Origin of the sequence: Aliiglaciecola sp. LCG003, assembly GCF_030316135.1 — a bacterium.
Lineage (GTDB): Bacteria > Pseudomonadota > Gammaproteobacteria > Enterobacterales > Alteromonadaceae > Aliiglaciecola.
Genome location: NZ_CP128185.1, coordinates 3,479,426 through 3,497,576, shown reverse-complemented (window position 1 = coordinate 3,497,576; position 18,151 = coordinate 3,479,426). Strand labels below are relative to the sequence as shown.

Annotated in this window: 14 protein-coding genes; 8 read left to right on the top strand and 6 right to left on the bottom strand. The window is 42.7% G+C overall.

Annotated features, from left to right (window positions below; translation table 11 throughout):
* Positions 1 to 34: 34 nt before the first annotated feature.
* Positions 35 to 400, top strand: coding sequence for a response regulator (locus tag QR722_RS15245; protein ID WP_286283784.1), 366 nt, complete (start codon positions 35 to 37; stop codon positions 398 to 400).
* A 72-nt stretch (positions 401 to 472) separates the two neighbouring features.
* On the opposite strand, the gene QR722_RS15240 is transcribed toward QR722_RS15245, so the two are convergent.
* Positions 473 to 1,663 (bottom strand): IS4 family transposase, encoded by a 1,191-nt coding sequence (locus QR722_RS15240; protein WP_286283783.1) that lies wholly within the window; start codon positions 1,661 to 1,663, stop codon positions 473 to 475.
* 221 nt (positions 1,664 to 1,884) lie between these two features.
* On the opposite strand from QR722_RS15240, the gene QR722_RS15235 reads away from it, so the two are divergent.
* The 5 genes from QR722_RS15235 to ung all read left to right on the top strand — a co-directional run bounded on the left by QR722_RS15235 (position 1,885) and on the right by ung (position 8,373).
* Positions 1,885 to 2,577 (top strand): transposase, encoded by a 693-nt coding sequence (locus QR722_RS15235; RefSeq protein WP_286283782.1) that lies wholly within the window; start codon positions 1,885 to 1,887, stop codon positions 2,575 to 2,577.
* Between the two features lie 380 nt (positions 2,578 to 2,957).
* Positions 2,958 to 5,420, top strand: coding sequence for a bifunctional aspartate kinase/homoserine dehydrogenase I (gene thrA, locus QR722_RS15230; protein WP_286283781.1), 2,463 nt, complete (start codon positions 2,958 to 2,960; stop codon positions 5,418 to 5,420).
* Between the two features lie 3 nt (positions 5,421 to 5,423).
* Entirely contained in the window at positions 5,424 to 6,371 is a 948-nt protein-coding gene (gene thrB, locus QR722_RS15225; RefSeq protein ID WP_286283780.1) for a homoserine kinase, read from the top strand.
* 50 nt (positions 6,372 to 6,421) lie between these two features.
* A complete protein-coding gene (gene thrC, locus QR722_RS15220) occupies positions 6,422 to 7,708 on the top strand; it encodes a threonine synthase (RefSeq protein ID WP_286283779.1) in 1,287 nt (428 codons plus the stop codon).
* Complete coding sequence (gene ung / locus QR722_RS15215) at positions 7,705 to 8,373, top strand: uracil-DNA glycosylase (RefSeq protein ID WP_286287697.1); 669 nt, start codon at positions 7,705 to 7,707, stop codon at positions 8,371 to 8,373. The genes thrC and ung overlap by 4 nt, the downstream gene beginning before the upstream one ends.
* Positions 8,374 to 8,405: 32 nt before the next feature.
* On the opposite strand, the gene QR722_RS15210 is transcribed toward ung, so the two are convergent.
* The 3 genes from QR722_RS15210 to tal form a co-directional block, all read right to left on the bottom strand.
* A complete protein-coding gene (locus QR722_RS15210; protein WP_286283778.1) occupies positions 8,406 to 8,576 on the bottom strand; it encodes a DUF3545 family protein in 171 nt (56 codons plus the stop codon).
* A gap of 276 nt (positions 8,577 to 8,852) precedes the next feature.
* Positions 8,853 to 10,496, bottom strand: a complete 1,644-nt coding sequence (gene pgi / locus QR722_RS15205) for a glucose-6-phosphate isomerase (protein ID WP_286283777.1) — start codon at positions 10,494 to 10,496, stop codon at positions 8,853 to 8,855.
* Positions 10,497 to 10,521: 25 nt separating this feature from the next.
* The gene (gene tal, locus QR722_RS15200) at positions 10,522 to 11,475 is read right to left on the bottom strand and encodes a transaldolase (protein WP_286283776.1); all 954 of its coding nucleotides are present in this window, start codon (positions 11,473 to 11,475) and stop codon (positions 10,522 to 10,524) included.
* Between the two features lie 379 nt (positions 11,476 to 11,854).
* Between tal and yaaA the strand changes: the two genes are divergently transcribed.
* Together yaaA and QR722_RS15190 are read left to right on the top strand one after the other, a co-directional pair.
* Positions 11,855 to 12,631, top strand: coding sequence for a peroxide stress protein YaaA (yaaA, locus tag QR722_RS15195; protein WP_286283775.1), 777 nt, complete (start codon positions 11,855 to 11,857; stop codon positions 12,629 to 12,631).
* 85 nt (positions 12,632 to 12,716) lie between these two features.
* On the top strand, positions 12,717 to 13,967 hold the full coding sequence (locus QR722_RS15190; protein ID WP_286283774.1) for a lytic murein transglycosylase: 1,251 nt from the start codon (positions 12,717 to 12,719) through the stop codon (positions 13,965 to 13,967).
* Positions 13,968 to 13,992: 25 nt separating this feature from the next.
* Here QR722_RS15190 and QR722_RS15185 read toward each other — a convergent pair whose 3' ends face one another.
* Both QR722_RS15185 and QR722_RS15180 read right to left on the bottom strand, forming a co-directional pair.
* Complete coding sequence (locus QR722_RS15185; protein ID WP_286283773.1) at positions 13,993 to 16,689, bottom strand: ATP-binding protein; 2,697 nt, start codon at positions 16,687 to 16,689, stop codon at positions 13,993 to 13,995.
* Between the two features lie 23 nt (positions 16,690 to 16,712).
* Entirely contained in the window at positions 16,713 to 17,996 is a 1,284-nt protein-coding gene (locus QR722_RS15180) for an ABC transporter substrate-binding protein (RefSeq protein WP_286283772.1), read from the bottom strand.
* Positions 17,997 to 18,151 lie beyond the last annotated feature (155 nt).

Sequence of the window (18,151 nt, the reverse complement as noted above, 5' to 3'; positions counted from 1 at the left end):
CACAACATGTGTGACAAGGTAAAAAGGAGTACCAGTGAGTTTCCCTGTATTAATTTGTGATGACTCAGCAATTGCACGCAAAATGGCAAAGCGCAGCTTACCTGATGATTTTGCCAGCGAGGTGCATCTTGCCTGCAACGGCCATGAAGCGCTGGCTAAACTGCAAGAAAGACACTTTGCATTGATGCTGTTAGATTTGACCATGCCCCAACTGGACGGTATAGGGGTGCTTGAGGAAATCAAAAGGCATAGTATTGAAGTGTTCGTTATTGTGGTCTCTGGGGATATTCAACCTGAAATGAAAAAGCGCGTGGCACAACTTGGCGCATTGGACTTTATTGAAAAGCCAGTCGATGCCGACAAACTACTCAAAATTCTAAACCGATTCGGCCTGCATTAACCTCTTGATTTGACTCCCCTGATCTTGGCGCTGGATCAAGAGGGTCAGAGTCTGAGGGATCCCCACGAATATTCAATCATTAAAATTGTCTGCTATCATAGTTCTGATATTTAATACCGCAGTTTCAAATTGCTCGCTGAGCAATTTGAAATGCTTATCTACGAAGCCTCTCAATCCTAAATAGTGAAACGATAATACTCGTCTAACCTTAACTGTGTTCGCTTGATAGCGACGGTGTAAACCAGCCGTGAACATTGCTAGACCTATAATGTTGGCCAGAATACTGGCAAGTGTAGCGATAAGGATGAGTACTGCAATGCGGTGTATATATCGGCTTTTATGGTGTTCAAAACCCAATCCAAATAAACTGCTTTTGATATCTCTAAACTCTTCTTCAATTTGCATACGCAGTCGATAAATAGCGACTATTTTTTTACCTAAACTTTTGGTGCGAGGAAGTGATGTGGCAATTAACCAAGGGTCTGTAGCACCTCTTGCATGGACCTTGGAACACTTAGATTGGCGGGCAATGTTATGTTGCGTTAAGCTATGTCGGCCTTTGCTTTTTCCTTTAAATAACACCAAGGTACATGCTAAAGGTTGGCTGCGGCAAATATGGCTAGTAAACCCTATAGGTTGACTGGTAGCTCGCTTATATAACTCAGAGGTATGCTCCCAGTCTTCTTTTTGATTAACATACATCATAGGCTTGCGGACTCTTCCTGCAAAGTCCCACCCCAGAGCAATGACCTCTTTAAACCAAGGGGTTTTATAGCCAGCATCTGTCACAATTATCGGTTTAGCATCGTCATCGATAATCGTCTTTAATTTTGCTAAAAACGCCTTGTGCGTGCACCGTTTTTCTTTCGTGCTCATATCATGAACTTCTTGATAAATAGCCACTCCTCGGCCATTAAAAGCTACCGAAGCCCTTAGCAAAAAACAGCCTTTATGCGTATCTAAGTCAGACCAGTCAATCAGAATAATAGGGCGTGATGAAGCATTCGTATATTGCGTATAGATGGCTTGATAGATAGGTAATTGTTCATTAATAATGTGTTTATTAGACAACAAGCGGTCCGCTTGTTTAATGCGATGTTTTTCATATGCTGAAGATGAAATACCGCGTCCCATGCTGGTAACACTGGCTTTAGCTCCATTTAGCAAACTGCTCACACAACTCGTTAATGACGCTCGTCTAACTTTATGCATTTTGGGCGTGACAGCTCTAAGGAACTTCTTCAAAATAACAACTTCATTCATGGTATTGGTCTTTAGTGATGTTTGGCGATTGATCTGATCACCAAGTACCGTGAATGTTCCAAATTATTTTAAATTACTTCTCTGTTTATTTCGTGGGGATACCTCAGGGTCAGAGTAACTTGAATCTTTGGCATTAAAGGTCTAGTTCTCTAGCTATACGGTTGATGCTGTCGCCTAGTTAGCTATGCTAATGAGGTTCACTCAAGCAAAGGATTGCTGCTATGCCAAGACAACCTCGACTCAATCTAGTAGATGTACCTCAACATGTTGTTCAAAGAGGTAATAATCGGCAAGCCTGTTTCTACAGTGAGCAAGACTATTCAGTATATTTAGACAAACTGTACCTTTACGCGAAAAAATATTCTGTTGCCGTGCATGCATTTGTCCTGATGACGAATCATGTACATCTACTCCTGACACCAAGCACTCCCAAGGCAGTAAGTAAATTGATGCAGGGTATCGGAAGATTTTATGTACGCTACATTAATAAAACCTATCAGCGCACTGGGACTTTGTGGGAAGGACGATTCAAGTCAACCTTGATCGATAGTGAGCAATATTTTTTGCTGGTGAGTCGCTACATCGAAATGAATCCAGTCAGGGCTAGAATGGTTGACCACCCAGCGAGTTATCCATGGTCAAGCTTTCATAGCAATGGATTGGATAAAGACATCAAACTACTCACGCAACATCCATGTTATTTAGCCCTAGGACAAAATCAGTTAGAGAGAAAAAAAGCCTATCGAGCGTTGTTTTTAAATCACATTGCTGAATCTAACGTAGATGCAATTAGAAATGCCACTAATAAAGGAAAAGTGCTTGGGGACAGCCAATTTAAGCGAAAAGTAGAGCTGGAAACAGGTTTCTCACTTGCCCCAAAAGTGCATGGGGGAGACAGACGTTCTTGCAGATAAACTAAAGGTGCTGATAGCAAGTTACTCTGACCCTCTTGATCTTCTCTTGATCTTGGCGCTGTTGATATAAGTTAGAGCTTTTGATTTGCAATAAAATCCAATAATTCTTTTTTAGGCGGTTGACATATAGACGTCTATACGGCAAATTGAAGACATGAAAGCAATAATAATAATGAGCACCACCGGCATGATGATGATTACCAGCCCTTCGGGGACTGTCGCTGGCTAGTGCTTAAAGAAATTTAAAAAAAAGCCCGCGAAACCAGCGGGCTTTTTTGTTATTTAAAACTGATATTTTGTGATTGGCTGTCCATGAAAGAGGCGAATTTACAAACAAAAGCAACAAGAATAAGCGTGAAACAAGTTAATAGGAGCAACAAATGAAGGTGTTGAAATTCGGTGGCTCATCTCTGGCAGATGCGCAGCGCTACTTACGAGTTAAAGATATTAGTCTCGATAGTCACCAAGAAAACGGCGCTGCGGTAGTTCTGTCGGCTCCCAAAGGTGTTACCAATGCATTGTCATTGTTATGTGAACAAGCTACATCTGGTGAAGACTACGGAGAGTTGTATGCAAAGTTAGGAATGACCTTAAATGGTATTGCCGATGATCTTGCCAAGCAACTTCCCAATTATCGAACCGATAAGATCAACAGCTTTATTCAAAGCATTTTGCAGAACCTAAAGCAGCACCTAGACGGTATACGCCTGTTAGGCTGTGCTCCGGACCAAATAGTCGCCAAAATTCTCAGTATGGGCGAATATGTTAGTGTTAATTTGTTTAGTGAAATTCTCACCGCCCTAGGTCAGAAAAATATTATTATCGATCCGGTTCAGTATATTGTTGCTGAAGGGGATTACCTCGATAGCATTGCTGATGTAGCCGTAAGTAAGGCGCGTTTTGCTGAACTGCAATATAGTTCTGATGATGTACTCATCATGCCAGGTTTTGTGGCGGTAAATACAGAAGGGGAAAAAGTCACATTAGGGCGCAACGGCTCTGATTACTCCGCGGCTATTTTGGCTGCTTGTTTAGATGCAGATTGCTGTGAAATATGGACAGATGTGGATGGAGTCTACAATGCTGACCCAAATCAAGTTGAAGGTGCGGTTCTATTAGATAAGCTTACCTATCAAGAAGCGATGGAACTATCCTATTTTGGGGCCAAGGTTCTTCATCCCAAAACCATCGGACCTATCGCCCAACATCATATTCCTTGTTTGATTCGCAACACCCTTAATCCAGCCGCTCCGGGCACCTTAATTGGTAAAGAGTCCAGTGATATTTGGACCAGCGTGAAGGGTATTTCTCACCTTGATGACATGACAATGTTTAATGTGGCAGGTCCTGGCATGAAAGGCATGGTGGGCATGGCCAGTCGCGTCTTTGAAGTGATGTCCAATGCCAATATATCTATCAGCCTAATTACTCAGTCTTCATCGGAATACAGCATTAGTTTTTGTATCCATAGTAAAGATGCGGAACGAGCACAGAACTTGTTAGAAGATGCATTCGCATTAGAATTAAGTAATCATTTACTAGACCCTATCGAAGTCAGGCATGACTTAGCCATAGTTACCTTAGTGGGGGACGGCATGCGACATTCCAAAGGATTGGCCGCGAAATTTTTCAGTTCATTGGCTCAAGCACGAGTCAATAACGTGGCCATTGCACAAGGTTCTTCTGAACGCTCTATCTCTACAGTCATTGAAAAACATCGCGCTAAAGAAGCGGTGAAGGTAGTTCACCAGAATTTTTTCTCAAACTCCCACTCCATTGATGTTTTCCTGGTGGGGTGCGGTAACGTAGGAAAAGAATTATTACAGCAAATGGAACGCCAGCAGCATACGTTGATGGAAAGAGGCATCAGCTTAAAGGTTTACGGTATTGCCAATAGTAGAAAGCTGTTATTGCAAGCTGGTGGTATTGACTTGAAAAACGGTTGGTCTGGTCAACTTGCAGAATCAACAAAGCAATTTTCATTGATCACTATTACTGACTTTGTGCAGGAAAATAGCCTGGTCAACCCTGTCATAGTCGATTGTACCAGCAATGAATCTGTGGCAGCCCAATATGCAGAGTTTATGCTTGCAGGCTTTCATGTGGTGACGCCGAATAAGAAAGCCAATACCCGAGATATCGCCTTTTATAAAACCTTGCGGACCACCGCTCAGCAAACTAACCGCCAATTTTTATATGAAACTACTGTAGGGGCGGGGTTACCCGTTATAGATAACTTGCAGAAGTTGATTTATGCCGGCGATGAGCTAAAACGCTTCGAAGGTATTTTATCCGGTTCACTGTCATTTGTATTTGGCAAACTTGATGAAGGCCTGAGCATTTCACAAGCAACTACTATTGCCCGCGACAATGGTTTTACTGAGCCGGACCCTCGAGATGATCTCTCCGGTATGGACGTAGCACGTAAGCTATTAATTATGGCCCGAGAAGCAGATCTTGAATTAGAGTTAGATGACATCGAAATAGAATCTGTATTACCAGATTCATTTGATGCCAGCGGCTCGATTGAGCAATTTATGCAAAACCTGCCTAAGCTAGATGAGCACTATAAAACCCAAGTGTCTGCGGCCAAAGAAAAAGGTCAGGTGTTACGCTACGTGGGTGCCATCGAAAATGGTCAGTGTAAAGTGTCACTCAAAGCGGTAGATAGTAAGCATCCTCTCTATGCAGTCAAAGAGGGTGAGAATGCCCTTGCAATTCACAGTCATTATTATCAACCTATCCCTTATGTAATTAGAGGATATGGCGCGGGTGCAACAGTGACGGCTGCTGGTGTATTTGCTGATGTGCTGCGCACTATGCCTTGGAAACAGGATATCTAACTGATGAGTAAAATGTTGAAGGCCTACGCGCCAGCGTCAATAGGCAATGTCAGTCTCGGCTTTGACTTGCTCGGCGCGGCGTTGTCTCCCATTGATGGTTCTCCCTTAGGCGATGAAGTGGAAGTTAGCTCAAGCCAATCCTTTGAGTTACGAGTGAAAGGCCCATTTGCGCATAAGTTACCAGCCGACACCAATACCAATATTGTGGTGGATTGCTACAAGATGTTTGCTGAAAAACTCAAATCAAAAGGACAAAGGGCCCAACCTGTTGCCATGACCTTATACAAAAATTTGCCAATTGGCAGCGGCTTAGGCTCAAGTGCTAGCTCTATTGTGGCTGCATTACATGGCTTAAATGAGTTTTTCGACAGCGCATTTGAACAGCATGAGTTGCTGTTGATGATGGGCGAACTGGAAGGCCAGATCAGCGGCAGTGTGCACTATGATAATGTCGCACCATGCTTCGTAGGCGGACTAACCTTGATGAACAACGCCTCGAATCAAATAGCCCTTTCATTGCCGGTATTTGAAAACTGGTATTGGGTAGTGTGTTATTCCGGTATCAGTGTCTCCACTTCAGAGGCTCGTCGTATTTTGCCGAAGCAGATTAGTATCGCAGATACCATAACCTTTGGTCAGCAGTTGGCGGTTTTTGTTGATGCTTGCTACCGTAAAGATGAAAATCTCGCCGCTGCTGTAATGAAAGATGTGTTGGCTGAGCCTTATCGAAAATCACTATTGCCCCATTTCGGTCAAAGTCGAGATTTTGTGATGCAAAATGGTGGTCTGGCATTTGGTATTTCTGGATCCGGCCCTACTGTATTTGCGGTTTGCAATGATTTAAGCAAAGCTAAGACTATTCAACATTGGTTAAATGACAACTATATTCAAAATGACTCCGGATTTAGCCATATTTGTCGGATTGATTCGCAAGGGGCCCAGGCCTCTTAATTGCCGTTTCAATGTACGAAGCGGAAACATAAAATTAAGGTAATAAGTACGTGGAATTGTTCAATTTAAAAGATGACAGTGATAAAGCCAGTTTTGCCGAAGCTGTCAAGAAAGGGCTGGGTAAAAACCAAGGGTTATATTTCCCAAAACAGTTTCCCAAGTTTGAAAACATAGACGAATTACTTGCACTCCCTTTCGTAGCGCGCTCAGTCGAAATATTAAGTCGTCTCATTGGCGATGAATTGCCCAAGGCTGAAATCCAAGGGATAGTCGAGCGGGCGTTTACCTTTGAAGCACCCTTAGTCAAAGTGGCGGATAATATTTATAGTCTTGAGTTATTTCACGGGCCGACGTTAGCCTTCAAAGACTTTGGTGGGCGGTTTATGGCTCAGGTGTTATCGGTTATTGCCAAAGGCCAGCCGATTACCATATTAACCGCGACCTCCGGGGATACTGGTGCAGCGGTAGCGCATGCCTTCCATGGTATTGAAAATATCAATGTAGTGATTTTGTATCCTAAAGGCAAAATTAGCCTGTTACAGGAAAAGCTGTTTACGACCCTAGGTGACAATATTCATACCGTTGCCATAGAAGATGATTTTGATGCCTGTCAGCAATTGGTCAAATCAGCTTTTGATGATGAAGATGTGCGGGTTGGATTACATCTCAATTCTGCTAATTCAATTAACATCAGTCGTCTGCTTGCACAAGTTTGTTACTACTTTGAAGCCGTTTCTCAGCTCAGTGAAGCTCAAAGACAAGATCTAGTCATCTCTGTGCCAAGCGGTAACTTTGGCAATTTAACCGCAGGTATGATTGCAAAAGTCATGGGTTTACCGGTTAAGCACTTCATTGCTGCCACAAACTCAAATGACACTGTCCCTCGTTATTTGAAAACGGGAGAGTGGCAGCCCAAATCCACAGTGGCTACCTTGTCTAATGCGATGGATGTAAGTCAACCAAACAATTGGCCACGAATAGAGGCGATGATAGAGCAAGGGCTTATCGATAAGGCAATTTTAAGTGGTGATGCGGTAGATGAAGACTACACCCAAGTGGCTATGAAACAATTGGCAAATTTAGGCTACATTAGTGAGCCTCATGCGGCCATTGCCTACCGTTCGTTATCTCGTCATTTAGAGCCTGAACAGACGGGCATTTTCTTGGGTACAGCGCATCCGGCCAAGTTTAGAGAAAGTGTTGAAAATGTTTTAGGGCAGCCAATTAGCTTGCCGCAACCCTTGGCAGACTGCGCGGGCAAAGAGATATTATCCACTGAACTACCGAATGACTATGCACAATTAAAAGCTCATTTGTTTAGTATATTAAAAGGCTGACTGTGAGCGATTGGCAAACTGAATTAGCGGCTGAGCAGAATCAGCCGTATTTTCAACAACTGATGCAACGAGTGGAACGTGAACGTACAGAAGGGAAGGTTATCTTCCCTCCCGCTGATGCAGTGTTCAATGCTTTTGATTCGACACCTTTTGAGCAAGTAAAGGTAGTGATTATCGGCCAGGATCCCTATCACGGTTCAGGCCAGGCACATGGTTTGAGCTTTTCGGTGAAGAATGGCGTCAAGATCCCTCCGTCATTACGCAATATCTTTAAAGAATTGGAAACTGACATAGCGGGTTTTAGCACGCCAACCCATGGCAATCTCCAAGGTTGGGCGCAGCAGGGAGTGTTGTTGCTGAATACCGTGTTAACCGTCGAACAAGGTAAGGCTCATTCCCATGCAAGGTATGGCTGGGAAGACTTTACAGCCCATGTAATTCAGCGCCTTAGTCAACATAGGCAGAACTTAGTATTTATGCTGTGGGGAAGTCATGCCCAGAAAAAAGGGCAAATAATAGATCAGAAAAAACACCACATACTCACCGCGCCCCATCCTTCGCCATTATCTGCCCATCGTGGTTTTTTGGGTTGTCAGCATTTTTCCAAGACAAATCGGTTACTGCTGGCGCAGGGTGATACTCCAGTTGATTGGTCTTTAGCATAAAAAAGCCCCGACATTCGGGGCTTTAACGTTATTTATAAATTAGCTAGCTCTGCTTCCAAAGACATATCCATTTCTTCGAGTTCTTTTCTTAGCCGATAACGATCTTGTATCGCTTCTATTTCTCTCCACTTACGCTTTTTACTTTTTGTTTTAGATGGGCGGGATTCTGAGTCAATCATCGACATTAATTCATTTTTATCCACTTTACGTCTCCATTTTTTGTTTTTTGCGCAAATCAGGCTGACAATGAATTAGTATTTCCTAACTAATGGCATTGCCAAAACAGTATGTACCATAGGCCAAGCTAAAATAAAACAAATAGTTTTACTTTTTGTTAACAAATGGTGACGATTTGATGACAAATTAACTGATATCGAAGGAATTACCGCTATTTTGCCGATAATTTAAACAGCAGTATATAAAAGGCCGCCAGAAAAGGCGGCCCGAATTCAATGGTGCAGGAGAATTTTTAAACCCAATTATTGATTTGCTTGTCGAAATGCTTTAATAAGGTGGTTAGTCGAACTATCAAAATCTAGCGGGGCTTGAGTATTGACAAGTTTATCTAGCACTTGATTACCAAGTACTTTGCCTAATTCAACTCCCCATTGGTCAAATGAATTTACTCCCCATATAGCACCTTGTACGAAGACTTTATGTTCATACATTGCGACCAATGCACCTAGGGTTTTCGGATCTAACTGCTCAAACAAAAACGTATTGCTGGGTTTATTACCCGGCATGGTTTTATGAGTAGCTAGTGATCTTTGAGTGTCTTCATCTAGACCTTGGTCAGCTAGGTCGGCAAAACATTCATCGAAAGTTTTACCTTGCATCAATGCTTGTGTTTGACCGAAACAGTTAGATGCTAACATGGCATGATGGGTGTCATTCTGATTGTGCACATTTAATGGCAACATAAAATCTGCTGGAATAAGCAGTTTGCCCTGATGGATCAGCTGGTGGAATGAATGTTGACCATTGGTGCCTTCACTACCCCAAATAACGGGCCCAGTGGCATAGTCAATTTGATCGTCCGCATTGGCAACAGATTTACCATTACTTTCCATATCCAATTGCTGAACATAGGCAGGAAACCCGCGCAAATAATGGTAGTAGGGCAACAGCACATGGCTTTGGGCCCCGTGAAAGTTTGTGTACCACACGCCTAACAAGCCTAATAACATTGGCAAGTTTTGTTCAATTGGGGCCTGCTGAAAATGTTCATCCATCTCGAATGCACCTTCAAGCACGGCACGGTAATTGTCATATCCTACAGTCAAAGCAATGGGGAGTCCTATTGCCGACCAAAGGGAATAACGACCTCCTACCCAGTCCCACATAGGGAAGATGTTGTTCTCATCCATGCCAAAGTTAACGGCTGCTTTCACATTGGAAGAGACGGCTACGAAATGTTTGGCTATATCCTGTTGAGTTCCGCCTTGCTCTAAAAACCACTGTTTTGTGGTTAACGTATTTTGCAACGTTTCTTGAGTAGTAAAGGATTTTGACGACATCACAACTAAGGTTTCACTGTGGTCAAGTTTGGCTAGCACATCTTGAATATGGCAGCCGTCTACGTTAGCCACATAATGCACATTGATACCTTTGTGCCAATACGGCTTTAGGGCTTCAGACATGATTTTAGGGCCCAGAAATGAGCCACCAATACCTATGCTTACGATGTGTCTGATTTCTTTACCGGTATAGCCTTTATGTGCCCCAGAGTGAATCGAGGCGACGAAGCCTTTGAGCTTTTCTTGGGTGGCTAATACTTCGGGCATAACATCTTTACCATCAACCAATACAGGTTTGCCGGAAAAGTTACGTAGTGCAGTATGTAAAACTGCACGCTGTTCCGTATTGTTAATGATTTTTCCATCAAACATAGCGTCGCGCTTTTGCCCTACTTGCATGGTATCAGCCAGGTCAAACAAGGCTGTCAATATACCTTCATTGATGAGGTTCTTGGAATAATCCAGTGTGATGCCGCACGCTGAAAGCGTATACCGTGAAGCCCGTTGAGCGTCTGCTGCGAACCAATCGCGCATATGCTGCCCAGCAATATTGTCGGCTTGCTGGGTTAACCTTTGCCACTGCTCAGTGTTATTAGCTAATGTCATAGTGTGTCTCTTTATGCAAAGATGATTAAAGCAGGCTTTTCAGCATGATTTCCAATTTATCTTGGTCTTTAGCGAAGTTACGGATCCCTTCTGCTAATTTTTCTGTAGCCATAGGATCCTGGTTGTGCTCCCAGCGGAACTGACTTTCAGTCAATTTAGCGCCAGGGGTTTTACTTGCACCTTTATCGACCAATTTGGTTTCCAATCCTCCAGCAGTCTGGGATAACTCTTCTAGCAAATTGGGACTGATAGTCAGACGGTCACAACCGGCTAACTCAGTGATTTCGCCAATGTTTCTGAAGCTGGCGCCCATCACCACTGTTTTGTAACCATGCTCTTTGTAGTATTGATAAATATTAGTGACGGACACCACACCCGGATCTTCATTGGCTGGATAACTGTCTTTACCTGTGCTGGCTTTGTACCAATCTAGAATACGACCAACAAAAGGAGAAATAAGGAAAACCCCAGCTTCTGCACAGGCTCTTGCTTGAGCAAAACTAAATAACAAGGTTAGGTTACAATTAATACCTTCTTGCTCTAGTCTTTCAGCAGCACGAATGCCTTCCCATGTGGAAGCCAGTTTAATTAGCACCCGCTCTTTTGAGATGCCTGCTTGGTCATATAGTGCGATTAATTTTTTGGCTTTTTCGATACTTCCTTCAGTATCAAAAGATAGGCGCGCATCCACTTCAGTGGAAATACGACCTGGGATGATATTGACGATTTCTTTGCCAATGCTGACAGCTAGTTTGTCACCGGCATCTTCAAGCTGCTGGGTCTTATCTTCGGATTGGCTTTTAGCCCAAGCAATAGATTCATCAATCAACGCCTTATACTGAGGCATCTCTGACGCTTTGAGCAGTAATGATGGGTTAGTGGTGGCATCTACCGGTTGATATTTCTTAATCGCTTCGATGTCGCCTGTATCTGCTACTACGGTAGTAATATCTCTTAGTGCTGCTAATTGGTTAGTCATGGATTACCTCAAAGAAAAAGATCAGTGTGAACAGCCCAGAAGCGTGTCTATGGCCGTTATTCAAATGATCAGGGGTTAGCTTAGTATCATCCCTATAGGGTATAACTGTTACACTCAGGTTTCTACTCATATAGGACTAGAGTAAACAAAAATAATAGTGATATCATAAGACATAAAAGTATAACCACTTAACTCTTTGGTTTTCTTACCTTATTGATGTTGCGTTTCGATATATTTTGAGTTTTGTTGAGAGATTGAGTTGATCCTATCAATAAAAGCCTTATCTCGTTAGTTAAGCAGGTCCATTAGTGTTTGCTTTTACGTCTATGCTATTGCTCATATTTACGGCATTGATTACCTATTGTTCAAAGGAGAACCCATGCTAGTTGTCGTGTCACCTGCCAAAAATTTGGATTTTGAAAACCCTGCCACTACCACAAAGAACTCACAAGCCGATTATTTAGATGAATCACAACAACTTATCGATGTGTGTAAGCAGTTGGCACCGAGCCAATTGTCTAGTTTAATGAAAATCAGTGATAAGTTAGCCGGCCTAAATGCAGCCCGTTTCAGTAGTTGGTCACTGCCTTTTACCCAAGACAATGCAAAGCAGGCGATATTGGCTTTTAATGGCGACGTTTATGCCGGATTGGATGCACAGAGTTTTAGCGAGGACGATTTTAGCTTTGCCCAACAGCATTTGCGTATTTTATCTGGATTATATGGCCTGTTGCGGCCACTTGATCTGATGCAACCTTATCGGCTTGAAATGGGCACTAAACTAGATAATCCCCGCGGTTCAGATTTGTATCAGTTTTGGGGTGATAAAATCAGTCAAGGACTCAATAGTACTTTGCAACAGCAGGGCGATAGCGTGTTGGTCAATTTAGCTTCCAATGAATATTTTAAAGCAGTCAGGCTAAAACGTTTGCAGGCGCAGGTTATCACGCCAATTTTTAAAGATGAAAAGAATGGGCAATACAAGATAATTAGTTTTTATGCTAAAAAGGCCAGAGGCTTGATGGCTAGGTTTATCATTCAAAATAAGTTGACTAGCCCGGAGCAACTCAAACACTTTGATTTGGAAGGTTATCAATATTCAGCTCAGCAAAGTACCGCTGACAAACTTGTATTTACCCGTGCAGAGCAAAAATAAATATCAACAGCAGTGATAAAATCACCGATTCGACGGTCTGATTTTAGTAGTATTAGCTATTCGGTAAATAGGATTACACATATTCATGTCAGAAAAATGCGCTATTCATCTAGCCTTAATTGCGAGCATCACCCTGGTGACTGCGCCTTCAATAGCCGCTCAAAACGAACCGGCAGAGGCAAATACCGGTCAGGAAAAACCTAGTTTTGCGCAGTGTATAAATGGGATACAGACAATGGCCACGCAAGCAGGAATTGCTGACGAGTTCATTAAGCGCGCGTTAGACGATGTGCAACATATAGACAAAGCGCTTGAATATGACCGAAATCAGCCAGAGTTTGTGCAAACGTTTCCCAATTATTTGAATAAACGTGTAACCCAGTGGCGAATTGACAAGGGTCGTCAAATGTTGCGAAAACATGCCACTTTGCTATCTGATTTAACACAACGGTTTGGCGTGCCTGCACATTATTTAATTGCTTTTTGGGGACTTGAGACAAACTTTGGCGGTATAAAAGGTAAGATGTCGACAATCGACTCTCTCGCTACTTTGGCTTGTGACCCTCGTCGCAGTGGTTTCTTTACTGAGGAGCTAATCACCGCTATGCGCTTGATGGAGCGCGAGAATCTAGCCAAATCGAAAATGATAGGTTCCTGGGCCGGCGCTATGGGACACACTCAGTTTATGCCCTCAGCCTACATCAATTATGCAATGGATGGCGATGAAGATGGGGTTGTAGATCTATGGGATAGTGAAGAAGATGCGCTGACCTCAGCGGCAAACTTCCTTAGTAAACTTGGTTGGCAAGCGGGTTTTATCTGGGGACGGGAAGTGTTATTGCCAGAAAATTTTGATTACAGCCACGCTGGAAAAGATAATCGTCTTAGTCTCAGTGAATGGTCAACCAAAGGCATTCACAAAGCGGATAATAAAAGGTTGCCTGAGAGTGATATCCAAGCATCGTTATTGGTTCCCACAGGTGCCAATGGTCCGGCGTTTCTAGTTTACAAAAATTTTGACGTGATAATGCGTTGGAATAACTCAGAATCATACGCCATCGCGGTAGGTTACTTAGCCGACAAGCTGATTGGAAAGTCGGATTGGGTAACGGCCTTGCCTGATTTACCCACCTATCCTATCGCCAAAATGGTGGTGTTGCAGGAGAACCTTAACCAACTTGGCTTCGATGTTGGCAAGCCAGACGGCATTGTCGGTCCAGCAACCCGCAGAGGTATTCGCAACTTTCAGAAGTCGGTTGATTTAGTCGCAGATGGATATCCTGGCGAGCATGTGTTTGATGCCCTCCAGCAGGTCTTAGCGCAAAAGACATTATAAGAAAGGCTCCAATTGGAGCTTTCTATTAAGCCTTAATTGTCAGGTATTTGCTTAACATTTTTTGCAATGCATCTTGTTTTATTGGCTTGGTTAGATAATTATTCATCCCCACTTCCAATGCTTTGTCATGATCTTCATTCATCGCATTGGCGGACAAGCCACAAATTATTAACTCTTTAAAACCTTTATCACGAAGAATACTCGTTGCGGTATAGCCGTCCATTACCGGCATTTGAATATCCATTAGCACCAGATCATAGTGGGAGGAGTTAACAATTTTAGTTACCGCTTGTTGACCATCTTCGGCAATGTCATAGCTTACGCCCATTTTCTTTAACATTTCCACCGCGACAAGCTGATTAATATGATTGTCTTCGACCAACAAAAGGTGACCTTTGAACTGTGGTAACTCTTGTTGTGCATCAGCCAAATGTAATGTTTTTGCCATAACTTCACCGTAACGTATCCTTTCAATAAACAGTCTAAAGCTTTGGGTAGTGAAGGGTTGTGAAATAACCGGGTATTGCCACTTTTGCTCTAACAAGTGCGGTAAGGTGCTGGGCTGGGTATTGGTAACTAACCCTACTTTTGCGCCCATTGCTTGGGCCTCTGCAATTTTCGATTGAACGGTTTTATAGGCAATAATATTCTCAACTTCGATTAACAAAAAGGCTTCTTCACCCCGTTCTTGCAGTTGGATTGAAAAGTTTTGCTCAGTTAATTGAATGTAATCTTCATCCAAACATTGCAGATACGCCTCTGGGGTAAGTCGCTCTGCAGCCGTGCTATAATAATATACTTTTAGGCCAGCATCGCAGGCAACGGTTTTTTGCTCCTGTCTATTAACTTGTAAGTCAATGTGGACAACGAATTCACTTCCCTGATTAAGCTCCGAGCCGACCGATATTTGACCATTCATCAGCTCTACCAGTTGATGGACAATGGATAAGCCCAATCCTGTACCACCAAATTGGCGACTGGTTGAGCCATCCGCTTGAGTGAAAGGGTTAAAAATACTTTTTAGCTGTTCCTCGTCCATGCCAATACCGGTATCTGTAATATTCAGAATCAGGGTGATGGTGTTGTCGTCTTTGTTTACAAAATCAACATTTATGCTAATTGTCCCCTCATTGGTGAATTTTACAGCATTAGTGGATAAATTAAGTAGGATCTGACTAATCCTTAGAGGATCACCAATAAGGCTATTGGGTAAATGTGGGTTAGCATAGAAATGAATGTTGAGATTTTTTTCCTGTGCTTTGACGCTGATGTTTGAGAGCAGGTTTTCAAACAACGAATCAGGGCAGAATTGGACACTTTCAATATCCAATTTTCCGGCTTCGATTTTAGAAAAATCAAGGATGTCATTAATTAAGCTCATCAATATTTGGGTTGAATAGGCAACCTTCTCCAAATATTCCCGTTGCTGCTCATCTAATTTGGTATTGAGTACAATATCCACTAAGCCAATAATACCATTCATGGGTGTGCGTATTTCGTGACTCATATTAGCTAAGAAGATACTTTTCGATTGTGTCGCTTGTTCCGCTTTTAGGCTGGAACTGGCTAACTCTTTATTCAATTGTTGCTGCTGCACGTTGAGCAACTTTGAGTGTTCTAACAATTCCCTAGTTTGCATGTTCTTTTCATGAAAAACTTGCGCTGCAGAGGCTAATTTGCCAATTTCGTCTTTGCGGTGGGTATGGGGGATTTTACCTATGCTCAGGCCATCTGCCAGTAAATTAAATACTTTTGAAATTGCAGCTATGGGTAACAATACTCGGTAAACCAAGAACAGGGTTGCAAAAAAAGCTAAGGCGATACTAAACCCAGTGACGGCCTCATTTCTATCCTGCGATTGATCAGCACTTTGAACAATTTGCTGATAAATCAGCTCCTGTTTGGTGGTCACCAATTGACTTAGTTCTTTGGCTAAATACAGAAATTCATTGGCTGAACCTGCCATAACCACATTGATCAAAAAAAGGTAACCCCGAGTAATTTGGGTTAATTGCAAAAAATCAGCTGACAAGTTACTCAACGATAGCTTTAAATCTTCTGCAATGGGTGCTAACTCGTCGGATTCACTGAACAACTGTCGAGTGTCGGTGATTTCCTGTTTAAATGCGTCGATGTTGCTAGGACTAGGCGATATCAAGTACTCCAATGTTTTCATGTGTGCTTGGGATAAATGGTATCGAGCGGAATTCAGAGCTGCCTTTTGATCAGCAGTCAAAGCGCCGGATTGTTCATACTGTTTGAGTGATAGGGCTAGCTTGTCTAGATCTACGGATAACTTCTCATCAAAAATGGCTTTACGGCGACTTCGGCCTTCTACAACCGTCTCAAAATTTTCTTTGTAATCGATTAAATGCGAACGCATGCGCGAGATCAAATCGCGATAAGCATCGACGTCTTGATCCTGCTGGATAATGTTTTCCAGTGAGACTAAATTATTATTAATCTTTTGGTAAATCGTTTCGAATCGGACCAAAACGGAATTACTTGCGGTTTGCTTGTAAATCAATACGTAGCGCTGAACATCTATTACGTCTTTCTCTAATTCTCGGACCAATTCAACTTTTAGTACTGATCGTTGTGAACGGGAGATATCCTCAAAAAAGCGCGTGCTATTGCCCCGGGATATAACTCCTTGTATCAGCAAAAGCCCGATTAAAGTTATCAGTACTAGCGAGATCTGAAATTTGAGTGAACGAAACACGTAATCCTTGTCCTTAAGTCGCTTTAAGAGCTAATAAACTCATACCACTTTTGTAAACTATACTCATAACTTGGCATAACTGTATTCCAAACCGCAACGTTACTAAAACGGGTTTCATAACTGCCACCACTGCGTGTATCGCCCTTTTTGACTGCAACATTACCATCCGAACCTAACAGATCAACTGTTGCGGCTTTGCCTTGATACCAATAATCCCACTCTGCAGCGCTTAAATACTGCGCTGAACGTTGAGCATTAGAAATGTAGTAGCCCTGTCTTGCTATAAATGCACCGGGCCAGCCAGATAGCCACCAGTTCATATAATCATAAGCGGCGTCTTTAGCGTTATTTGAAATGGCAGAGGACATGCACATAACACCATGCCAGCCTCGATAACCTTCTTTTGGCGCGGCAAAATTAACGGGTACATTTTGGCCATTCAACGCTGAAACCGCTGGGGAAAACATACTCTCAATATTCACACGTTTGGTACGCATGAAGTCAACGGACTCAGGCACTGAAGTCCAGAAACCACTAAAATGATTTTTTTGTTTTAAGTCGATTAAATAATCGAACATCACGTCCAGTTCGTTATTGGTAATAGCGCCTATATCGGCAAAGTTGACAATACCCTTTGCTTGAATGGCTAAGGCTAAATCAAATAAACCTATTGTCGGCGCGTTAACAATACCGACTTTACCTCTATGCTTGGGATCCAATAACCACCCCCAACTCTCTGTTTCATAGGGGATTCCTTTTGGGATCACACTTGTATTGTAGCCGAATGAGTCGACATTATGCACATAGGGTAAAAAGCTGATCCTATCGGTATGTCCCGGACCAAGGGTATTATCTTCTTGCACATGCAGCAGTTTATAAGGGGCATCTCCAGCGCCAATCTTTGCATAATCGGTTACTTTGCCGGTTTTAGTTAATGGATTAATTTCATCCCAATAGGTTAAACGTTTTTTATCGATGGCTTGTATGGAGTTCGCGCGCCATAACACATTGATACTGTTTGACCATTGTTCATACAAATCAAAAGAAGAGGGTGCAACGGAGGCTTTTTGCAACACGGCAGCACTACCTCGGGCTTCGAATTGTACGTCTATGCCTAGGTCTTGCATGGCTTGCTTACGAATACTTTCCTGCAAGGTGACGTGTGTTCCTAAAACCCGCAGAGTGTGTTTTTTACGGGCAAAAACATAAGGTGCGTTGCAGATAGCCGCGACAGTTATAGTTGAAGTTGCTAAGGTTTTTAGGGTGCGTCGTTTGTTAGTATCAACATCTTTTAAGTTAACTTTCATGGGGTCACCACCATTGCCACGGACTACAACACAGTAACTTAAGTCTGTCTAACACACAATTATCCATTAGTATAAAAATGCTACCTTAATGTCGCGCGAAAAGTACTGGTACGCCCTAATGGGCGTTGTACTAGCTTCTACTCAGTATAGACCAG

Excerpts from the sequence above, each read along its gene's own strand:
- QR722_RS15240 (WP_286283783.1), bottom strand. The coding sequence starts at position 1,663 with ATGAATGAAGTTGTTATTTTGAAGAAGTTCCTTAGAGCTGTCACGCCC.
- QR722_RS15235 (WP_286283782.1), top strand. The coding sequence starts at position 1,885 with ATGCCAAGACAACCTCGACTCAATCTAGTAGATGTACCTCAACATGTT.
- thrA (WP_286283781.1), top strand. The coding sequence starts at position 2,958 with ATGAAGGTGTTGAAATTCGGTGGCTCATCTCTGGCAGATGCGCAGCGC.
- thrB (WP_286283780.1), top strand. The coding sequence starts at position 5,424 with ATGAGTAAAATGTTGAAGGCCTACGCGCCAGCGTCAATAGGCAATGTC.
- pgi (WP_286283777.1), bottom strand. The coding sequence starts at position 10,496 with ATGACATTAGCTAATAACACTGAGCAGTGGCAAAGGTTAACCCAGCAA.
- tal (WP_286283776.1), bottom strand. The coding sequence starts at position 11,475 with ATGACTAACCAATTAGCAGCACTAAGAGATATTACTACCGTAGTAGCA.
- yaaA (WP_286283775.1), top strand. The coding sequence starts at position 11,855 with ATGCTAGTTGTCGTGTCACCTGCCAAAAATTTGGATTTTGAAAACCCT.
- QR722_RS15190 (WP_286283774.1), top strand. The coding sequence starts at position 12,717 with ATGTCAGAAAAATGCGCTATTCATCTAGCCTTAATTGCGAGCATCACC.
- QR722_RS15180 (WP_286283772.1), bottom strand. The coding sequence starts at position 17,996 with ATGAAAGTTAACTTAAAAGATGTTGATACTAACAAACGACGCACCCTA.